Source organism: Acidovorax sp. ACV01 (assembly GCF_014851495.1).
Classification (GTDB): domain Bacteria; phylum Pseudomonadota; class Gammaproteobacteria; order Burkholderiales; family Burkholderiaceae_C; genus Acidovorax; species Acidovorax radicis.
Map to the genome: position 1 here is coordinate 218,548 of NZ_JACUZT010000005.1, position 18,011 is coordinate 236,558.

Sequence of the window (18,011 nt, forward strand, 5' to 3'; positions counted from 1 at the left end):
CTGCATTATAAATACGAATCTATCGCATTTGCAATAAATCATTTCCCGCAACGGGGACAAAGCGCCAGATCGCCGGAAAGTCGTCAACGCCGCACCAGCAGCGCGGGGGAGGCGTCGGCCAAGGTGGCACAGCCGGTGAGCGCCATCGCGATCTCCAGTTCATCGCGCAACAGCCGCAACACGTGGGCCACGCCGGCAGCCCCGGCATTGGCCAGGCCGTGGACGGCGGGGCGCCCCACCAGCACGGCACTGGCCCCCAGCGCCATCGCCTTGAGCACGTCGGTGCCACGCCGGATGCCCCCGTCCACCAGCACCGGCATCGTTGGGTGAACGGCGCGGACCGCCTCGACCACCTGCGGCAGCTGGGTGGCGGTGGCGGGCGTGGTGTCCAGCGTGCGCCCGCCATGGTTGGAGACGATGATTCCTGCCACGCCCAGGCTGGCTGCCTCACGGGCGTCATCGGGGTGCAGCACCCCTTTGAGCAGCACGGGCAGCCGGGTGATGGACTGCAGCCACTGCACATCGGCCCAGGTGGGGGCGTGGTGCAACAAGTCATCGAACAGTGCGCTCTGGCCGGGGGCGAGCGGGACTTCCGGCGGGGGCAGCATGCCCAGCAGGTTGGCGGCGCTGATGCCAGCCGGCAGGCGGAACCCGGTCCGCCGTTCGCGGTCGCGTGCGCCGTGGCAGGGCGCGTCCACCGTCAGCACCAGGGCTTCGTAGCCCGCGCGTTCGGCCCGTTCGACCAATTCACGGGTGAAATCGGGGTCGTGCTGCAGGTACAGCTGGAACCACAGCGGCCCCCGCCCCGCATCGTCCCGGATGGCGCTGGCCACGGCCTCCAGCCGGGTGCTCGCTTGGGTGCTCAGCACCATGCCCGCGCCCAAGGCGGCGGCGGCATAGGCTGCGCCCAGTTCGCCGTCGGGGTGGGCCATGCGCTGGTAGGCCACCGGGGCCAGCAGGATGGGGTGGGCCAGCGTACGGCCCAGCAGCTCCACGCGTGTGTGCCCGCCCGCCAGGGGCCGCAGCACGCGGGGCAGCAAGCCGATCTGGTTCCAGGCCCGGCGGTTGGCAGCCAGGGTGATCTCGTCGGCCGCAGCTCCGTTGAAGTAGGCCCAGGCTCCGGGCTCCAGGTGGGTGGCTGCATGGGTCTCGTGGTCTGCCAGGTTCACGATGCCGGGCGGCAGCGCGGTGCGGGGATCGGCGGGAGGCTGGCTCACGTATCCGCCCACATGCGCAGCAGGTTGTGGTAGGTGCCAGTGAGCGCCACGGTCTCGGGCGATTCGCCGTGCTGCTGGCGCAGGCGCAGCAGGGCCATGTCCATGTTGTAGAGCAGGCGCCGCTGCTCGTCGCTGCGCACCAGGCTTTCCACCCAGAAGAAGCAGGCCATGCGGTGCCCGCGGGTCACGGGGCTGACTTGGTGCACGCTGGTGCCGGGGTAGATCACCGCGTGGCCTGCCGGCAGCTTGACACGCTGCTCGCCAAACGTGTCGTCGATGCACAGCTCGCCGCCGTCGTATTCGTCGGGCTCCGACAGGAACACCGTGCACGAGATGTCAGTGCGCAGGCGTTCACGCCGGTCGGCCATCTGGCGCACGGCGCTGTCCACATGGTCGCCGTAGTGGTTGGCTCCGCCGCCGTAGCGGTTGATGCGCGGGGGAAACACGCGCTTGGGCAGGGTGGCGGTCAGGAACAGCGCACTGCGGTCCAGCGACGCCATCACCAGGGCTGCAATGCGCTGCGCGGCCTCGCAGTCGCGTGGCAGTTGTTCATTGTTCTTGGCCTGGCGCGCCTGTGTGCCCGCACTGTCCTTGCCGTCGGCCCAAGGGGCATTGCGCAGCAGCTGGCGGGCGGTCTGCAGGTCGTGGGGCGAGAGAAGATCGGGGAGCGTGAGCAGCATGGCGTGGGTTGTAAAGCAAAAAAGCCGCCCCGGTAAGGGGGCGGCAAATACCTTGAAGAAACGTTGTGACGCAGATCAGAATTTCATGCTGGCCGTGACCTGGAAGATGCGGCCTGCGCCGGGCACGTAGTGGCCGCTGTAGATCGAGTCGGCGTAAAGCTTGTTCGTCACGTTGCTCAGGTTGGCCTTGATCGTGTAGCGCTCGTTGATGGCATATTCGGCCATCAGGTCGGCGGTCACGTAGCCAGGCACTTCCCAGCCGGGGTTGCGGTTGGGGGTTTGCGAGCTGCGGAAGTTCAGGCCGCCACCCACACGCAGTTCAGGTGTGATCTGGTAGGTGGTCCACACCGTGCCGCTGTGGCGGGGCGTGAGCGATGGACGGCTGCCCTGGCCTTCGGCGCCTTCAGCTCCGATGTCGATCTTGGCGCTGGGCATCCACATGTACGAGCCGTAGACCTCCCACTTGGAGGTCAGGCGACCCGTGACGTCGATCTCGGCGCCGGCAGCGTGGCGCTTGCCCGACAGCACGGCGATATTCAGGTCGGGATCGGTGTTGCGCTCGCGGTACTTGGTGGAGTGGAACACGGCCAGGCGCGTGGTGAAGCGCTTGTCGGCCGAGTCGAGCTTGGCACCGATCTCGATGTTGCGGCTGGCTTCGGGGGGCGTGTTCACCGTCGCGGCGCTGTACGAGTACGTGTCGCCCGAGGTGTTGAACGAGGTGCCGTACGAGAAGTGGTACGACTGCAGATCGTTGGGCTGGTACAGCACGCCCGCACGCTTGCTCCACTCGGAAATCTTCTGGCGGTAGCTGGTGGTAGTGACAGGGCCTGGGGCTGCAGCAGGGATGCCAAACGTGTTGTAGCTGCCATCCATGTTGTCGTAGCGCAGGCCGGCCAGCAGCTTCCAGTGGGGAGCGATCTGGATCAGGTCCTGGGCATAGAAGCCGTAGCCCTTGGCATCGAAGTCGCTCGACGTGCGCAGCACGCGGCGTGTTTCGTCCACGCCGACGCCATCGTTGGGCGTGGCCACGGTGGTGGGGGGCTTGACCAGGTCCACGCCACCTTGTGCGGCGTTGCGTGCGGCGTACACGGTCTTCTTCTCGTGCGCGAAGTCGGCGCCTGCCAGCAATTCGTGTTTGTAGCCCAGTGCTTCGAACTTCTTGCTGAAGTCGCTTTGCAGGTGCACGGTGTCCATGTTCTGGATCTTGAGCTGCGTGCCGCGCGTCAGGCGCGTGGCGGGGCCGAAGCTGTCCAGCGTTGCAGCGATGCCGCCCGGCTGTTGGGCCGCGGCGGCCAGACGCACGGTGCCGGCGCGCTGGTCGCGCTCGAAGCGGCCAAAACGCACCTGGGTCTTGAGCTCCGATTCGCCGTCAAAGCGGTGGATGTGGCCCAGCGTGGCAAAGCTTGCGCTGCCTGCGTTGTAGTCGCTGGCGGCGCCGTAGTAGTTCTTGGGGTCCAGCGGCAGCAGCGTGGTGTCGCTGACAGGCGAGTTGGCGCTGCGGCGGATCCAGGGCATGCCGTAGTTCATGCCGTTCTTGTTGTCCAGGTGGTACAGGCTCACGGCGAACTCGTCGCGCGTGCCGATGCCAAAGGCGTAGGTGCCTGCAATGCCCTTCTTCTCAAGGCTGCTGCCCGAGCCGTTGTTGTCGGCCGTGGTGCTCATCGCGTTCAGGCGCAGGGCGGCGTTTTCACCCGTGAGGATGTTGAAGTCGCCCGTGATGCGGCGGTATTGGTGGCTGCCCAGGGTCAGGTCCACCTGGTGGGAATCGATGAGACGGGGGGCCTTGCTGACCTGGTTCACAGCGCCGCCGGTGGAGCCGCGCCCAAACAGCATGGAGGCGGATCCGCGCAGCAGCTCGACGCGGTCCAGGTTGAAGGTGTCGCGGTCATAGAACGCGGGGTCGCGCATGCCGTCGATGAACATGTCGCCCGTGCTTTGGAGCGCAAAGCCGCGCAGGCGGATGTCTTCCTCGCCGCCCTCGGCCGCCAGAAAAGTGATGCCGGCGGTGTTCTTCAGGGCTTCCTTGACGGTGTCGAGGTTACGGTCGTCGATGAGGCGCTCGGTGACCACCGTGATCGACTGCGGAATATCACGCAGCTGCTGCTTGCCCTTGCCAATGGTGGTCTCGGTGGCACGCACGCTGTCTTTGCCCTCAGGGGCTTCGGCCCGTTCCTTGACCACGACGGGGGCCAGTGTTTTCTCTGGTGTGGTGGTTTGTGCCATGGCGCCCACGGAGGCGGCCAGCATCAGCGCGCCCAGCGGAAGCAGTGCCTTGTCGGAGGACAAGCCGCGCGATGCGGTGGACACGGGGGAGGGAGAGGATTGTTGTGGGCGCAGCACGGAGCTGCGGCGCTGAGCGCGTGTTTTTGCCAAGATGGCCTCCGTCGATGGGGAATGGGTGCAGGTGGCGCGTGGGGCGCTGATTGCAGACGAAAGGCAGTGGCTAGATCAACATGGCTGTGCTTCGACTTGCTTCTTTATGTTACATCAAATGCGGGTCATTCTCATTTGCATTGATGCCAATACGCCACAGTTTGCCGGAGTCCAGACGAAAAAAAGCCGGCTGGGCCGGCTTCTTTGTGCACCACGGTGCGTGTTTACTTGACGTGCTTGCCGATCAGGCCAGCCAGTTCAAACATCGAGACCTGGGGCTTGCCGAACAGCTCCTTGAGCTTGGCGTCGGCGTTGATGTTGCGCTTGTTGGCAGCGTCTTGCAGGTTGTTGGCCTTGATGTAGACCCACAGCTTGCTGATGATCTCCGTGCGTGGCAGCGGTGCCGAGCCCACCACGGCGGCCAGCGCGGGGCTGGGCGTGAGTGCTTTCATGAAAGCAGCGTTGGGGGTGCGCTTCTTGGCGGGGGCAGCAGCCGTCTTGGCTGCGGGGGCTGTTTTTGCCGGAGCTTTTTTTGCAGTTGCCATGTTGGGTTTTCCTTGTTGGAAGTAAATTTTCACCAGCGAAAACTAGGCTTTCCCACTGGCAGGCTGATGCTACTGGGAAAAAAACGCGTTTCCAAGGGAGAAACGGCTTTTTTTGCCTCGATTTGTAGCGGTGGTGCCGCGTGCAGGCCAATAAGTCGCCCACGCGGCGCTTCCGCCTTGACAAAGCCGCCTGCGACGGCCGCGTTTTCCAGTCCGCCCCCTGGGGCTGTATGACAATGCGGGGCAACCTGTCCGGCGCTGTGCGCCCGCTGCGTTCCCGTTGTTCACTTCGTCCGAAAGGCCTTCCAAAAATGACTGCTGCACCTTCTGCCGCCCCCTTCAGTACCTGTGATTTTTGCGATGTGCACAAGGGCGACATGACCGAGGCTTTTCGGGTTCTGCCCCCCGTTTTTCAGAGTTTTGGCGGCGTGGCCGCATTTGCAGGCCCGGTAAGCACCGTCAAGTGCCATGAGGACAACACGCAGGTCAAGGCTGCGGTGGAGTCGCCGGGAGAGGGCCGCGTTCTGGTGGTGGATGGTGGCGGATCGCTGCGCCGGGCGCTTGTTGGGGGCAATCTGGCGGCTGCCGCTGCGCTCAATGGCTGGGCCGGTGTGGTGGTGGACGGCTGCGTGCGTGACGTGGCCGAGTTGAACGCGGCGGCCGTCGGCATTCGTGCACTGGCGCTGATTCCCTTGCCGACCGAGCGCAGGGGGGAGGGACAGCGCGACGTCGCTGTGCAGATCCAGGGGGTCTGGGTGCGGCCGGGCGACTGGTTGTATGCCGATGCGGATGGCATCGTCGTCAGCGCGCGCCCGTTGGCTGCGTAGCCGTTGGGGCTGGGTGGCTGGTGGGCCCCCATCAGCCTGCGCGGCCGCCATGCCGGCCCACACGCAGGGCGGCGCGCGAGGGCAGGGTGGCCAGCAGCATGCTGGCCAGCGCGATGGCAAACGCCGCCCATTGCCAGCGGGTCAGCGATTCACCCAGCACCAGCACGCCTACCAAGGCGGCACTCACCGGCAGCATGACCGAGAAGACGCCACCCTGCGCAGCTGGCACGGCCTTGAGCCCGGTCATCCAGAGCCACACCGTCCACACGCAGGCCGCCAGCGCGTAGAACACCAGCAACGTCCAGATGCCCCAGCCCACGGCGGCAAAGTCGAAATGCCAGGCTGCGTACAGCCCGAACGGCGTGGACAGCACAAAGCCCCACAGGTTGATGAGCGAGGAGATGCGCTTGGGCCCCAGGCTGCCCGTGAGCTTCTTGCCGATCACCGTATAGGCCGCCTCGCACACCACCGCGCCCAGCAGCAGCCAAGGCCCCAACCAGGCAAAGTTTTGAGTGTTTTTAGTGCCTAGCGCTTGTCCAATATGCGCTGAATGCTCTTGTTTTGATAGCGAAAACAAGGCAATTCCCGCCACGGCACAGGCCACGGCCGCCCAGGTGCGTGGTGCGACGCGTTCCCGCAGAAAAGCCCAGCCCATCACCGCCACTGCGGCGGGAATCGCAGCCAGGGTCACGCCGGCCGAGACGGCATCGGTCAGACTCACGCCGTAGATCATGCAGATGGTGAACAGGAAATTGCCCAGGAACGATTGCAGAAACAGCAGCCGCCGGGTTTGTGGGGTGAGTGGGGGCTCGTCCACGGGCTTCCTGAGCCAATGCAGCATGGCCACACCGCCAATGCCAAAGCGCATCCATGCGAGCAGGAATACCGGCAGCACGGCGGCCAGGGGTTTGGACAGCGCCACGTAGCTGCCCACCAGCACCATGCTGAGGGCCAGGCACAGATACGCGAAAGGTCGGCTGGGGATGGTGTTCACTAGACTGGAGATTGCCAAGAACCTGTTTTATGCCAAAAAGAGGTGCGCATCATGCCCGACGAAATCCTGCCCGCTGCCTCCCTGCGCTGTGTCTTTGTCTATGGCACGCTGCGGCGCGGCGGATCCAATGACATCACCCGCCTTCGCCCGGCGCCCCGGTTCCTGGGCACCGCCCAAGTGGCGGGGGTGCTCTACCACCTGGGAGCCTATCCGGGCATGGCGCTGGGCGGGCCCTTGTGGGTTCAGGGCGAGGTGTATGCCATTGAGCCTGCACTGGAGACCGTTCTGGACGAGATCGAGGACCTGGGCGCTAATCCCAGCGACGAGTATGTGAAGCGCGACATCGTGGTCGATGTAGGCGGGCGAGCCGTGTCTTGCCTGGTCTATGAGATCAATCCCCGATATGTAGTCTCTGCGCCGCGCATTCCCGAGGGGGACTGGCTGAAGGCCCCGCGTTCGGGCACTCTGTGACGCCATAGATTTTTTTGTAATGCAAAAACTAGATTTCGTAATGCAGAATACGATAGATGTTGCATTGCCGCAATTTTTCTCGATATGAGAAATCAATTTCTGTATTGAGAAATGGTGTGGTTAAGTTGTTGTTTTTCAAGGAGAAAAATTTATCTCTTGTATAAGACATAAGAGCTTGCTCAAGTCTTATAGAAGACTTAAAGTTATCTCCAAGGGCAGCACAAGCAGCCCGGCGTTTTCAACCAACCTCTGGAGTGATCTCATGCCTCAATCCCTCAACGAACAACTGAGCCGCGAACAGCAAATTGCCGCCCTGGAAAAAGACTGGGCCCAGAACCCCCGCTGGAAGGGCGTGAAGCGCGGCTACTCCGCCGCCGACGTGGTGCGCCTGCGCGGCTCGCTGCCTATCGAGCACACGCTGGCCAAGCGCGGCGCTGAAAAGCTGTGGGACAAGATCAACGGCGGCGCCAAGAAGGGCTACGTGAACGCATTCGGCGCGATCTCCGCCGGCCAGGCCATGCAGCAGGCCAAGGCCGGCCTCGAAGCCGTGTACCTGTCGGGCTGGCAAGTGGCCGCTGACGGCAACACGTCCGAGACCATGTACCCCGACCAGTCGCTGTACGCCTACGACTCGGTGCCCACCATGGTTCGCCGCATCAACAACACCTTCAAGCGCGCCGACGAAATCCAGTGGGGCCGTGGCATCAACCCCGGCGACAAGGAATTCATCGACTACTTCCTGCCCATCGTGGCCGATGCAGAAGCCGGTTTCGGTGGTGTGCTGAACGCCTTCGAACTGATGAAGAACATGATCCAGTCGGGCGCTGCCGGCGTGCACTTCGAAGACCAACTCGCTGCCGTGAAGAAGTGCGGCCACATGGGCGGCAAGGTGCTGGTGCCTACGCAGGAAGCCTGCGAAAAGCTGATCTCCGCACGTTTTGCGGCCGACGTGATGGGCGTGTCCACCATCGTTCTGGCCCGCACCGATGCAGAAGCTGCCAATCTGATCACGTCTGACCACGATGCCAACGACAAGCCTTTCCTGACCGGCGAGCGCACGCAAGAAGGTTTCTACCGCGTCAAGAACGGCTTGGAACAAGCCATCAGCCGTGGCGTGGCCTACGCTCCCTACGCCGACCTGGTGTGGTGCGAAACCGGCGTGCCAGACATCGGCTTCGCCCGCGAATTCGCCCAGGCCGTGCACGCCGCCTGCCCCGGCAAGCTGCTGTCGTACAACTGCTCGCCATCGTTCAACTGGAAGAAGAACCTCAACGACAGCCAGATCGCTTCGTTCCAGGAAGACCTGTCGGCCCTGGGCTACAAGTACCAGTTCATCACGCTGGCCGGCATCCACATCAACTGGTTCAATACGTTCCAGTTCGCCCATGCATACGCCAACGGCGAAGGCATGAAGCACTACGTGAACATGGTGCAAGAGCCAGAATTCGCAGCACGCGACAAGGGCTACACGTTCGTGTCGCACCAACAGGAAGTGGGCGCAGGCTACTTCGACGACGTGACCACGGTGATCCAGGGCGGCTCGTCCTCTGTGAAGGCCCTGACGGGTTCGACCGAAGAAGAGCAGTTCCACTGAGATGGAGTGTCAACCCCTGCCTATCAGCGGGGTGTGAGAACAGGAAGCCCGGGCAACCCCCGGGCTTTTTTGTTGTAAAACAATGCCACCAAAAAATGTCAGCTGTTCCTGTGCGAATAGAGACGCCAACCGATGGGCTCTCCAAGGCTGATTTGACCTTCACTTGTCGTTCCCCATCTGGGTATTTGTATTGAGTCAAACCGATGTGGGGCACTACAAGAAGGGCCTTGTGAATGTGCGACTGTTTTACGCACGGCCACTTTTGATCGAAAGATGTGAGGATGAACTCAGGTGAGGCAATCGAAAAAGCGGAGATCCTGCGGAGGGATGGTTGTGTTGTATTGCCCGCTTTGTATCCCCTCAGCCAAGTGGAGTGGGCACGAGAGTTGGTGCTGAGAAGCATCGGTTCTTTAAAACAAACACGCCCCCATCCCTCTGCGGGCCATCTTGCGGGGTTTCATCGATATCCCGACCTGGAGCCGCTTCATACATGGATATCCGGGAATGAAAAGATTCTGGCGGTTTTGGGCGAGGCGTCAGGAAGTGACAGGCTCCGATCCATCGGCTTGAGCGACATCACCGTCAACAGATCGCAACCCTGGCATGTTGATCTTCTGAGGGGGAAATACCAGCATCACCTCAACGCTGATCTGTGTTGGGGGCCTGATGGAGGAGGGGTATACAAGGCCTTGGTATATCTGCAGGCCGGAAAGAGCCTGAAGACGGTGCCCGGCGCCCATTTGGCGCCCATTTCACTCGACAGCGATTCCGCCAGCGAACCTGCTGATGCCTCTCTCGTTCAATCCATCGGTGTGGAAGCTGGGGATGTGATCTTGATGGATATCAGGCTGCCGCATTGCGGCTCTTCAGAAGAAGAACTCTCCCGGAGCGCGTACCTTGGCGCCGAGAAAATCTTGCTCTCTACCGTATTGGGCGCACACCCTCGGCCGCTGACAACGGCGATGGAGATCGGCAATTTTGAAAGATTGCAAGATTGGGACGCCGCGCATCCATGACAGATGCCCAGGATCATCCGGCCTGCAGCGCAGCCGTGGAACACATGGATGTTGGTCATCGGCCGCCTGTGATGACTTTCGGCTTGAAAGGTTGAGAAGTGCTGCTGACCAGCATTTGGATCAACTCGTCCGGTGACGCCAATGCAGCGTCCTTGCCATATCTCATCCTGGAGAACGTCCATTCTCTTCAAAAAAACCACCCCCATATTCCCCACAAGCTTTTTGGCTATGCGGAGCTGTTTTCATTCATTGAAGAAAAATTTTCTCAAGAGGTGTTGAGGGCCTTTGGGGAGCTGAAGCCCTACGCATACAAGGCAGATCTGGCACGGTATTGCGTCCTGTATGAGTACGGAGGTATTTATGCGGATCTTTCGTATTATTTTCTGCGCTCATTGCCGATGGATGCGCGCCGCGTGGTGGTGTTTCGGGATTTCATGTGGTCCTCACCCTGGGATGTGAGCAACGGAGTATTTTCCGTGCCGCCCAGACACAAGGCATTGGAGGTCGCTATTCAAATGGTCTGTGCCAATGTGCGCCGCGGCTACTACGGCAACACACCGCTGTGCCCCACTGGGCCAGCGCTTTTTGGCAAGGCGTTGGCGACCGTGTGCGAACCTCAGGATCTCATCACGGGTGTGGCGGGGTTGGTCGGAAAAGAGATGGTCGCGAGAGCTGCCCGAAACATTGAATTACCTTCCGATGAAAAGTCGCATTGCTTGATTCTGCGAAATGAAATCGTGGCCATTAAAAGAAAACGGATGGGCTCACCGGGGCTGTCGGATTTTGGAGTTGCCGATGGCAACGGATATTCCGACTTGTGGCGACAGCGCGCTATTTATAGCAGTGGGGTGGTGGCGTCTGAAGGCTTCAAAGGAGAAGCAGAGGCAGTGGATTGCGAAGGAGGGGCGGGGCTGCAGGCGTCCCAGCCCTGGAGTGTTGCTGAATGGTTTGAAACGACTCCCGGTGCTCCCCCGGGGCTCTTGCGCCGGTTGATGAAAAGGTTCCAGCGCTGAGTGTGTGTTGCATCCCGAACGACCATATGGCCGTTGCGACACAGAGCCGGTGCAGAACAACAAGAGGCCACCCCGCGGAGGGACTTTTTTCCGCTTTCCTGGGTGTTGGGCCGGACATAGGCACTTCACCGCCCACGAGCTTTGCGGTGATGCTTCTTGCAGCCTTTTCGGGGAGGCTTGTCAGTGCATCTGGAGAGGACGGGCTATTGCGGAGACGTCGCAATCGAGCGGACCCAGCGTCGAGGAAACCGTGGCGCCCTGGGTTTGGCCTGCTGGCATGGTCAGTGTCCATTCCAGGTCGTAGTAGTTGGACCCCAGGTAGCGGGTGTGTATGGCGACCAGGGGTTTTTTGTACTCTGCGCCTTGCACCGTCCAGTGCGTCTGTTGCCCGATGGGGTAGTCCCGGCCGCACCGCAAGGCAACACGCAAGATGGTGTCTGATGCTGGCGGGAGGGTGACGGTCAGGCCATCCTCAAGTCGCGCGGGCAGGAAGGTCATGTAGTCCATTTTTTTGTGCGACAAGACATTGTTTTCGGCTTTGCCGTTGAGCAGAGCACCGGTGTTCTTGACTGCGTACATCCCGCTGGAGCCCACTGTGGTCAAGGGTTGCAAGCCTTGGGTGAAGTCAAACAGGAGTGCATCCTGCTCGCCGGATATGAAATACAGGTTCTGCGAAGCCTGTCCCGTGGTCGCTCGGGAGGTGCACGGCGCGTTGAGCGTTCGATTGACCGCATTGCCCATCACCATGGGGTCCAGGCCAATGACCTGATCCTGGCAGATCCCTCGGCTCGTCAGGCTGTCGCGCATTGCATGCAGGTGCTTGAACGTGTATCCCGGAATTTTGTAATCCAGGGGTTCCAGCTTGGGGAAAAACAGCGAAGCGAGCAAGAGATCGTATTTGCCCTTCTTCTCGAACTGCGTGTAGAGGGTCAGATGGGCGACGACAATGAGGGCCAGGGATGTTGCGGCCACGGCATTGAAACGCCTGGTGGACAGCCTGGTTCTTTCGCTGGCGCGCGCCAGTCCCGAGGCAGCGAGTACGGCAAGCCATGGGTGCACCACATCCAGGTGCCAGAAAGCGCCCTGGCTCAGGAAAGCCATGGAAACGATGAACCACAGCACCGTGGTGGTCAACATCCAGCGGATGGTGCGCTCTCTTGCTGCAAAGACGATGCCCAACAACACACCCACTCCCGTCAGGGCCAGTTGAAAGCCTGCCAGTGCGCCCAGTCCGTTGATGGTCGGCTGGATGCTTTCAATGGCGCTGTAGGGCATCAGGAAAACGTCGCGCCATTTGGCCACGTCCAGCAGATTGGTGAGCCAGCCATTGCCGGGGGATATGCCGGCGGACGCCGGGGCCGACGATAGGAGCTTGGAAATAACACCTGACATGCTGATCCACACCCATGTCAGCCCTGCAACGAGGAGCAGGGACGCCAGTGTCTTGCGGTTCAGGAGAATCTGGTAGTTCAGCAGTGCGTAGGCCCCCAGACCCAGCAGCAGGGGCGCGGCAGAAGGGTGTATCTGCACGAGCAGGAATGCGGCCAGGGGAAGCAGCAGCCCATCGTGGCGGCGTTGGTGCGCTAGGCGGATGAACAGGCCCAGGACCACATTGCTCAGTGTCATTACCAGGGCGGGGTTCCAGGCGCTATGGGTATAAAAAGACGCAAAGATGGGAAACGCCAGCACTGCATAGGCAAGTGCGCACCTGGAGCCCAAATGCGCCTGGATTACACGCAACAGGTACCAGACCGACAGCGCAAACAGGGCCCCAAATGTGATGAAGATCGCGGCCTCTGTGTCCCTGACCAGAAGGGGCAGGGCAAGCAGATAGTAAAAGCCCGGTGGCAGGTTAAAACGTTCCCCGAACAGCGGTGGGCCGTTGAGTGGCCACTCCTGGTGATGAATCAGTCTGCGTGCAATTTCCACATCGCGGATCTGGTCCGGACCATGGAATGTGATGTCAAAAAAATAGACCTGGATGGCCCCGAGTACGGCGACGAAGATCAGTGCTATCCAGTCACTCGATGTTCGCTGGGTGGTTGGAAAAGCGGCTGTCTGCATGTCTACCTTCTGGATCATCTGGTGGTTGGGTACGGTGCCCTGCTTGTGGAAGGGCAAGAGCGTACAAGAGCCGCACTTTGCTGGGTTGGGTCGGGGCCGTTCACGGAGATTGCCTGTGGCATGTCCGAGGTCTTGTGCGTGAAGGTCCAGGCGTTGTTCAGAAGGAATGCTAGACGGCCGCGCACTGGTCCCACAGTGGCGCAAAACGCGGGGTCATTGCGCGAGGATGTGCCGAGACGAGCGGCGTGGCGGACTCAATGGCTGCCTGGGCTTTCAGAAGATGGGCTCAGCGGCAGCTTTTGGGAGACGATGTAGCGGGGCCGTTGTTTGACCTCGTCATAGATGCGCGCCAGATATTCGCCGATGATGCCGAGGCCGATCATTAGCGAGCTGCCAATGATCAACAGCAGCAAGATGACGGTGGTAAAGCCGTTGATGGCTGCCCCCGACAACTTCATGTACACCGTGTGCATCCCCAGAACCACGGAGAAGGCGAAAAAGAGCACGCCAAAAATCGTGATCAGATGCAGTGGAAAAGTGCTGAAACTCGTGACGGCAATGGCGGCGAGGCGAATCAATCCGAAGACGGACCATCCCGAATCGCCAGCGATGCGCGGCTCGACCTCGAAGGGAATCTGTGTAGACCTGAATCCCATCCAGCTGATCATGCCGCGAAAGAACACGTTGCGCTCTTTCATCGTGCGATACGCCTCGATGACCCGTTGATCGAGCAGCTTGTAGTCTGATGCGCCGTTCAGGTCATGGCCCGAGAAGGCCCGCAAAATCAGATAGAAGAGTTTTGCCCGTGCAGCAGAGAGGGCAGATTCGTCGCCCCGGCTGGATTTGACGGCTTCCACGATGTCAAACTCGCCCGTGCGCCATGTCTCGATCATGGTCGGCAGCAGGGAAGGGGGGTGCTGCATGTCTCCATCCATGATGATCACCGCCTTGCCACCTGCGGCCTCCAAGCCTGCCGAGACCGCTGCTTCCTTGCCAAAATTGCGGCTCAGGCGCAGACCCCGCAACTGTGGCAGGGTTTGAGAGATCGTTGTGATCTCATTCCACGTGTTGTCCTTGGAGCCATCATCCACCACCACGATTTCCCAAGTGGATGCTGACAAAGTCAGAAATTTCTCCACCTCCCGCAGCGTGTGGCGAATGCCTGCTTCTTCACAATAAACCGGGATGACAACGGAAATCTCTGGGTGCATAAACATTCTCATAAAGCCGATCCCGGCCGAAGATCGGCTACGAGCCGGTGGTGTCTCTGCGCAGGACTTTCTCACGTTTCATGGTGCCCAAGGTCGTTGCCATGTCTCTTGCGGCTAAAAATCATCGCACAGTTTCCACCTGGATCGGCAGTGGCTTCCGCGTCGAAATTTCATTGGCCTGCGGGGCCAGAGAGCCTGGCGCCCGCTTGGCGGACGTACCTGCGCTCCCCCCATGGGTGTGGCGGAAATGCCATCGGTGGATAGGGGCAGGTGTCCTGTTTGGGCATTCAATTCCGATGCGAGGGTAAAATGGCGGAAATTCCACTGCACAAGAGCGAGAAAGGCAATCTGGTTATGACACCGCGAACTACATCGGAGATGTTGACCGGCCGTTAAGGCTGGCTGTTCGCGCCTGCACGAGATTGCACACCTCCTCCAGAAAGCGCGGACCTGTTCCGCGCTTTTTTGTTTTCTGGGCCTGGCGCGTGCCCGTGTACCCACTGCACTGATTGAAAAGAAAGAGTTACTCCCATGATTCACATCACGCTTCCTGACGGTTCGCAGCGCGAGTTTCCAGGTCCTGTCACTGTGGCCGAAGTGGCTGCATCCATCGGCTCGGGACTCGCCAAGGCAGCTCTGGCTGGCAAGATCGATGGCAAGGTGGTAGATACCAGCTATCAGATTACGGCAGATAGCCCACTGTCCATCATCACGGCCAAGGATGCGGATGGGCTGGAGGTGATTCGCCACTCCACGGCCCACTTGCTGGCTTACGCCGTCAAGGAACTCTTTCCAGAGGTGCAGGTGACCATTGGCCCAGTGATCGAAAACGGTTTCTTCTACGACTTTGCCTACAAGCGTCCCTTCACCCCCGAAGACTTGGTGGCCATCGAAAAACGCATGGCCGAACTGGCTGCCAAGGACGAGCCCGTGGTGCGCCGCGTGCTGCCGCGTGACGAGGCCGTAGCCTATTTCAAGAGTCTGGGTGAGAACTACAAGGCCGAAATCATTGCCAGTATTCCGAGCAATGAAGACGTGAGTCTTTACCGTGAAGGCAATTTCGAGGACCTGTGCCGTGGCCCCCACGTGTCCAGCACGGGCAAGCTCAAGTTCTTCAAGTTGATGAAGGTGGCGGGGGCCTACTGGCGCGGCGACCACCGTAATGAGATGCTGCAGCGCATCTACGGCACGGCCTGGACGTCCAAGGAAGAACTGCAGCAGTACCTCACGATGCTGGAAGAGGCCGAGAAACGTGACCACCGGAAGCTGGGTCGGGAGCTGGATCTGTTCCACATGGACGAGCATTCCCCGGGTACGGTGTTCTGGCACCCCAAGGGCTGGGCGCTGTGGCAAGAGGTGGAACAGTACATGCGCCGTGTGTACCGCAACAATGGTTACCAGGAGGTCAAGGGCCCGCAGATCCTGGACAAGAGCCTGTGGGAGAAAACAGGCCACTGGGACAAGTACCGCGACAACATGTTCACGACCGAGTCGGAAAAGCGCGAGTACGCGCTCAAGCCGATGAACTGCCCTGGGCACATCCTGATCTACAAGCAGGGCATCAAGAGTTACCGCGACCTGCCGCTGCGCTATGGCGAGTTCGGTGCCTGCCATCGCAACGAGCCCACGGGTGGCCTGCACGGCATCATGCGTGTGCGTGGCTTCACGCAGGATGATGGACACATCTTCTGCACCGAAGAGCAGGTGCTGGAAGAGTGCGCCAACTACACCGCACTGGTGCAGAAGGTCTACAAGGACTTTGGTTTTACCGACATCATCTACAAGGTGGCCACGCGGCCTGAGGCGCGCATCGGCACCGATGAATCGTGGGACCGCGCCGAGAAGGCGCTGATGGATGGCCTGCGCCATTCGGGCTGCGAGTTCGAGATCGCCGAAGGCGAGGGCGCGTTCTACGGTCCCAAGATCGAGTACACGCTCAAGGATGCGCTGGGTCGCCAGTGGCAGTGCGGCACGATGCAGATCGACCCCAATCTGCCTGAGCGCCTGGACGCAGAATATGTGGCTGAAGATGGCAGCCGCAAGCGCCCTTTGATGCTGCACCGTGCGACCGTGGGCAGCATGGAGCGCTTCATCGGCATGCTGATTGAGCACTATGCCGGTGCCTTCCCTCTATGGTTGGCGCCAGTGCAGGTTGCAGTGCTCAACATCACTGACGCACAGGCCGATTACTGTCGCGAAATTGCTGCAAAGCTGCAAAAAGCACTGCCGAATCAAGACCTTAGAGTGGCGGTCGATCTGCGCAACGAGAAGATTACGTATAAAATACGTGAGCATTCGTTGCAAAAGCTGCCGTACATCCTTGTCGCGGGCGACAAGGAGAAGGCCGCAGGAGCCGTCGCAGTGCGTGGCCGGGGCAATCGTGACCTCGGCGTGATGTCTGTTGAAGCGTTCGCTGAGCTGATCGCCCAGGACATCGCCACCAAAGCCTGATTTTTCGTGAAAACATGCTTCGGCGCCTGCCATGTGTGCGGTTGTAGCTACAAAGTTTGTAGTAATTTGATTGAAGGAAGATAGCCATCGCTACTGAATTTCGTGATCGTCGCCACCGTGAAGAGCGCAAGCATCGCCTGAACCGTGAAATCATGGCCCCGGAAGTTCGTCTTTCCGGGCCTGAAAATGAACCCTTGGGCGTCGTCAGCCTGATGGAAGCCTTGCGCATGGCGGGTGAGCTGGATGTGGATCTGGTGGAAATCGCTGCCACGGCGAATCCTCCGGTGTGCCGCCTCATGGACTATGGCAAGTTCAAATACCAAGAGCAAAAGCGTGCGGCGGAAGCCAAAGCCAAGCAAACGGTCATTGAGATCAAGGAAGTCAAGTTCCGCCCAGGTACGGACGATGGTGACTACAACATCAAGATGCGCAATATCCGTCGGTTTTTGGCGGATGGCGACAAGTGCAAGATCACGCTGCGTTTCCGTGGCCGCGAAATCACGCACCAAGAGTTGGGTCTTGCCTTGTTGAATCGCATTCGGGACGAATTGGCAGACAGCATCATCATCGAGCAGTTTCCCAAGTTGGAAGGCCGTCAGATGATCATGATGATCGCCCCCGGTAAAAAGAAGCCTGCTGCAGCCAAGCAAGCTGCAGAAGGCGCTCCGGCAACTGGCACTGCAGCCTGAGGGTGCAGTGGTTGGTGTGAAATTTTGAATGCTGCTCCTGCGAGGGCGGTGTTCAAAAAGGCAGTGTTTCGGCGCTGCCGAGCGAAAGGCGCGAGCCTTTCGATAAAAGTGGCTCGGGGCCAACAAGTTTGCAGATCGGTTTGCAAACGCCTCACGAGCACAAAGAAAAGGAGCATTCACATGCCCAAAATGAAGACCAAGAGCAGCGCGAAAAAACGTTTCCGCGTTCGTCCCGGTGGCACCGTCAAGCGCGGTCAAGCCTTCAAACGTCACATCTTGACCAAGAAGACCACCAAGAACAAGCGCCACCTGCGTGGTGCAGTTGCTGTGCATGAGACCAATATGGGCTCTATCGCACAAATGCTGCCCGGCATGGGCGTGTAATTAACGACGAACAAGGAGTACATACATGCCTCGCGTCAAACGTGGTGTAACGGCCCGTGCCCGTCACAAGAAAGTTCTCGCCCTTGCTAAGGGTTTCCGTGGTCGCCGCGGTAATGTCTACCGTATCGCCAAACAGGCGGTAATGAAGGCTGGGCAATATGCCTACCGTGACCGCCGCACCAAGAAGCGCGTGTTCCGCCAGTTGTGGATCGCCCGTATCAACGCCGCTGCCCGTGAACTGGGCCTGACCTACAGCCAGTTCGCCAACGGCCTGAAGAAGGCATCCATTGAGATCGACCGCAAGATGCTGGCCGATCTCGCAGTGCACGACAAGGCTGCCTTTGGCAGCATCGTAAGCCAAGTCAAGGCCAAACTGGCTGCTTGAGTTCACGATGAGCGGCTATCTTTTTGATAGCTGCTTGCGCAATAACAGCAAGGGCTAGGGCTTGAAAAGGCGCTAGCCCTTGTTCATTTTCAAGAGT

At 60.3% G+C, this 18,011-nt stretch carries 16 protein-coding genes; 9 read left to right on the forward strand and 7 right to left on the reverse strand.

All coding sequences use genetic code 11. The annotated features are described in order from the left end of the window. Positions 1–83: 83 nt before the first annotated feature. The 4 genes from IB243_RS16085 to IB243_RS16100 form a co-directional block, all read right to left on the reverse strand. A complete protein-coding gene (locus IB243_RS16085) occupies positions 84–1,217 on the reverse strand; it encodes an alpha-hydroxy acid oxidase (RefSeq protein ID WP_192428296.1) in 1,134 nt (377 codons plus the stop codon). Continuing rightward, the gene (locus tag IB243_RS16090) at positions 1,214–1,897 is read right to left on the reverse strand and encodes a Fe2+-dependent dioxygenase (RefSeq protein WP_057270557.1); all 684 of its coding nucleotides are present in this window, start codon (positions 1,895–1,897) and stop codon (positions 1,214–1,216) included. The genes IB243_RS16085 and IB243_RS16090 overlap by 4 nt, the downstream gene beginning before the upstream one ends. A 75-nt stretch (positions 1,898–1,972) precedes the next feature. After that, positions 1,973–4,144, reverse strand: a complete 2,172-nt coding sequence (locus IB243_RS16095; protein WP_085940279.1) for a TonB-dependent siderophore receptor — start codon at positions 4,142–4,144, stop codon at positions 1,973–1,975. A 350-nt stretch (positions 4,145–4,494) separates the two neighbouring features. Continuing rightward, the gene (locus IB243_RS16100) at positions 4,495–4,815 is read right to left on the reverse strand and encodes an SWIB/MDM2 domain-containing protein (protein WP_010458169.1); all 321 of its coding nucleotides are present in this window, start codon (positions 4,813–4,815) and stop codon (positions 4,495–4,497) included. 311 nt (positions 4,816–5,126) lie between these two features. Here IB243_RS16100 and rraA point away from each other — a divergent pair, with 311 nt between their 5' ends. Then, positions 5,127–5,642, forward strand: coding sequence for a ribonuclease E activity regulator RraA (gene rraA / locus IB243_RS16105; protein ID WP_192428298.1), 516 nt, complete (start codon positions 5,127–5,129; stop codon positions 5,640–5,642). A gap of 31 nt (positions 5,643–5,673) precedes the next feature. Here rraA and IB243_RS16110 read toward each other — a convergent pair whose 3' ends face one another. Continuing rightward, on the reverse strand, positions 5,674–6,636 hold the full coding sequence (locus IB243_RS16110) for a DMT family transporter (protein WP_370540346.1): 963 nt from the start codon (positions 6,634–6,636) through the stop codon (positions 5,674–5,676). A gap of 51 nt (positions 6,637–6,687) precedes the next feature. Here IB243_RS16110 and IB243_RS16115 point away from each other — a divergent pair, with 51 nt between their 5' ends. The 4 genes from IB243_RS16115 (at position 6,688) to IB243_RS16130 (ending at position 10,730) form a co-directional block, all read left to right on the forward strand. Next, positions 6,688–7,107, forward strand: a complete 420-nt coding sequence (locus tag IB243_RS16115; protein ID WP_192428300.1) for a gamma-glutamylcyclotransferase — start codon at positions 6,688–6,690, stop codon at positions 7,105–7,107. Between the two features lie 262 nt (positions 7,108–7,369). Further along, complete coding sequence (aceA, locus tag IB243_RS16120) at positions 7,370–8,701, forward strand: isocitrate lyase (RefSeq protein ID WP_056171944.1); 1,332 nt, start codon at positions 7,370–7,372, stop codon at positions 8,699–8,701. Positions 8,702–8,982: 281 nt separating this feature from the next. Then, positions 8,983–9,717, forward strand: coding sequence for a hypothetical protein (locus IB243_RS16125; RefSeq protein ID WP_192428302.1), 735 nt, complete (start codon positions 8,983–8,985; stop codon positions 9,715–9,717). A 98-nt stretch (positions 9,718–9,815) separates the two neighbouring features. After that, the gene (locus tag IB243_RS16130) at positions 9,816–10,730 is read left to right on the forward strand and encodes a glycosyltransferase (protein WP_192428304.1); all 915 of its coding nucleotides are present in this window, start codon (positions 9,816–9,818) and stop codon (positions 10,728–10,730) included. A gap of 180 nt (positions 10,731–10,910) precedes the next feature. On the opposite strand, the gene IB243_RS16135 is transcribed toward IB243_RS16130, so the two are convergent. Both IB243_RS16135 and IB243_RS16140 read right to left on the reverse strand, forming a co-directional pair. Beyond that, positions 10,911–12,851: a hypothetical protein gene (locus IB243_RS16135; RefSeq protein WP_225584988.1), complete on the reverse strand. Its 1,941-nt coding sequence runs from the start codon at positions 12,849–12,851 to the stop codon at positions 10,911–10,913. Between the two features lie 197 nt (positions 12,852–13,048). Further along, on the reverse strand, positions 13,049–14,005 hold the full coding sequence (locus IB243_RS16140) for a glycosyltransferase family 2 protein (protein ID WP_192428308.1): 957 nt from the start codon (positions 14,003–14,005) through the stop codon (positions 13,049–13,051). A gap of 531 nt (positions 14,006–14,536) precedes the next feature. On the opposite strand from IB243_RS16140, the gene thrS reads away from it, so the two are divergent. The 4 genes from thrS (at position 14,537) to rplT (ending at position 17,914) form a co-directional block, all read left to right on the forward strand. Then, positions 14,537–16,456, forward strand: coding sequence for a threonine--tRNA ligase (thrS, locus tag IB243_RS16145; RefSeq protein ID WP_192428310.1), 1,920 nt, complete (start codon positions 14,537–14,539; stop codon positions 16,454–16,456). Between the two features lie 80 nt (positions 16,457–16,536). Next, entirely contained in the window at positions 16,537–17,145 is a 609-nt protein-coding gene (gene infC / locus IB243_RS16150; protein WP_081474691.1) for a translation initiation factor IF-3, read from the forward strand. Positions 17,146–17,325: 180 nt separating this feature from the next. Next, positions 17,326–17,529 (forward strand): 50S ribosomal protein L35, encoded by a 204-nt coding sequence (gene rpmI / locus IB243_RS16155; RefSeq protein WP_010465963.1) that lies wholly within the window; start codon positions 17,326–17,328, stop codon positions 17,527–17,529. Between the two features lie 25 nt (positions 17,530–17,554). Next, the gene (rplT, locus tag IB243_RS16160; protein ID WP_010465961.1) at positions 17,555–17,914 is read left to right on the forward strand and encodes a 50S ribosomal protein L20; all 360 of its coding nucleotides are present in this window, start codon (positions 17,555–17,557) and stop codon (positions 17,912–17,914) included. Positions 17,915–18,011 lie beyond the last annotated feature (97 nt).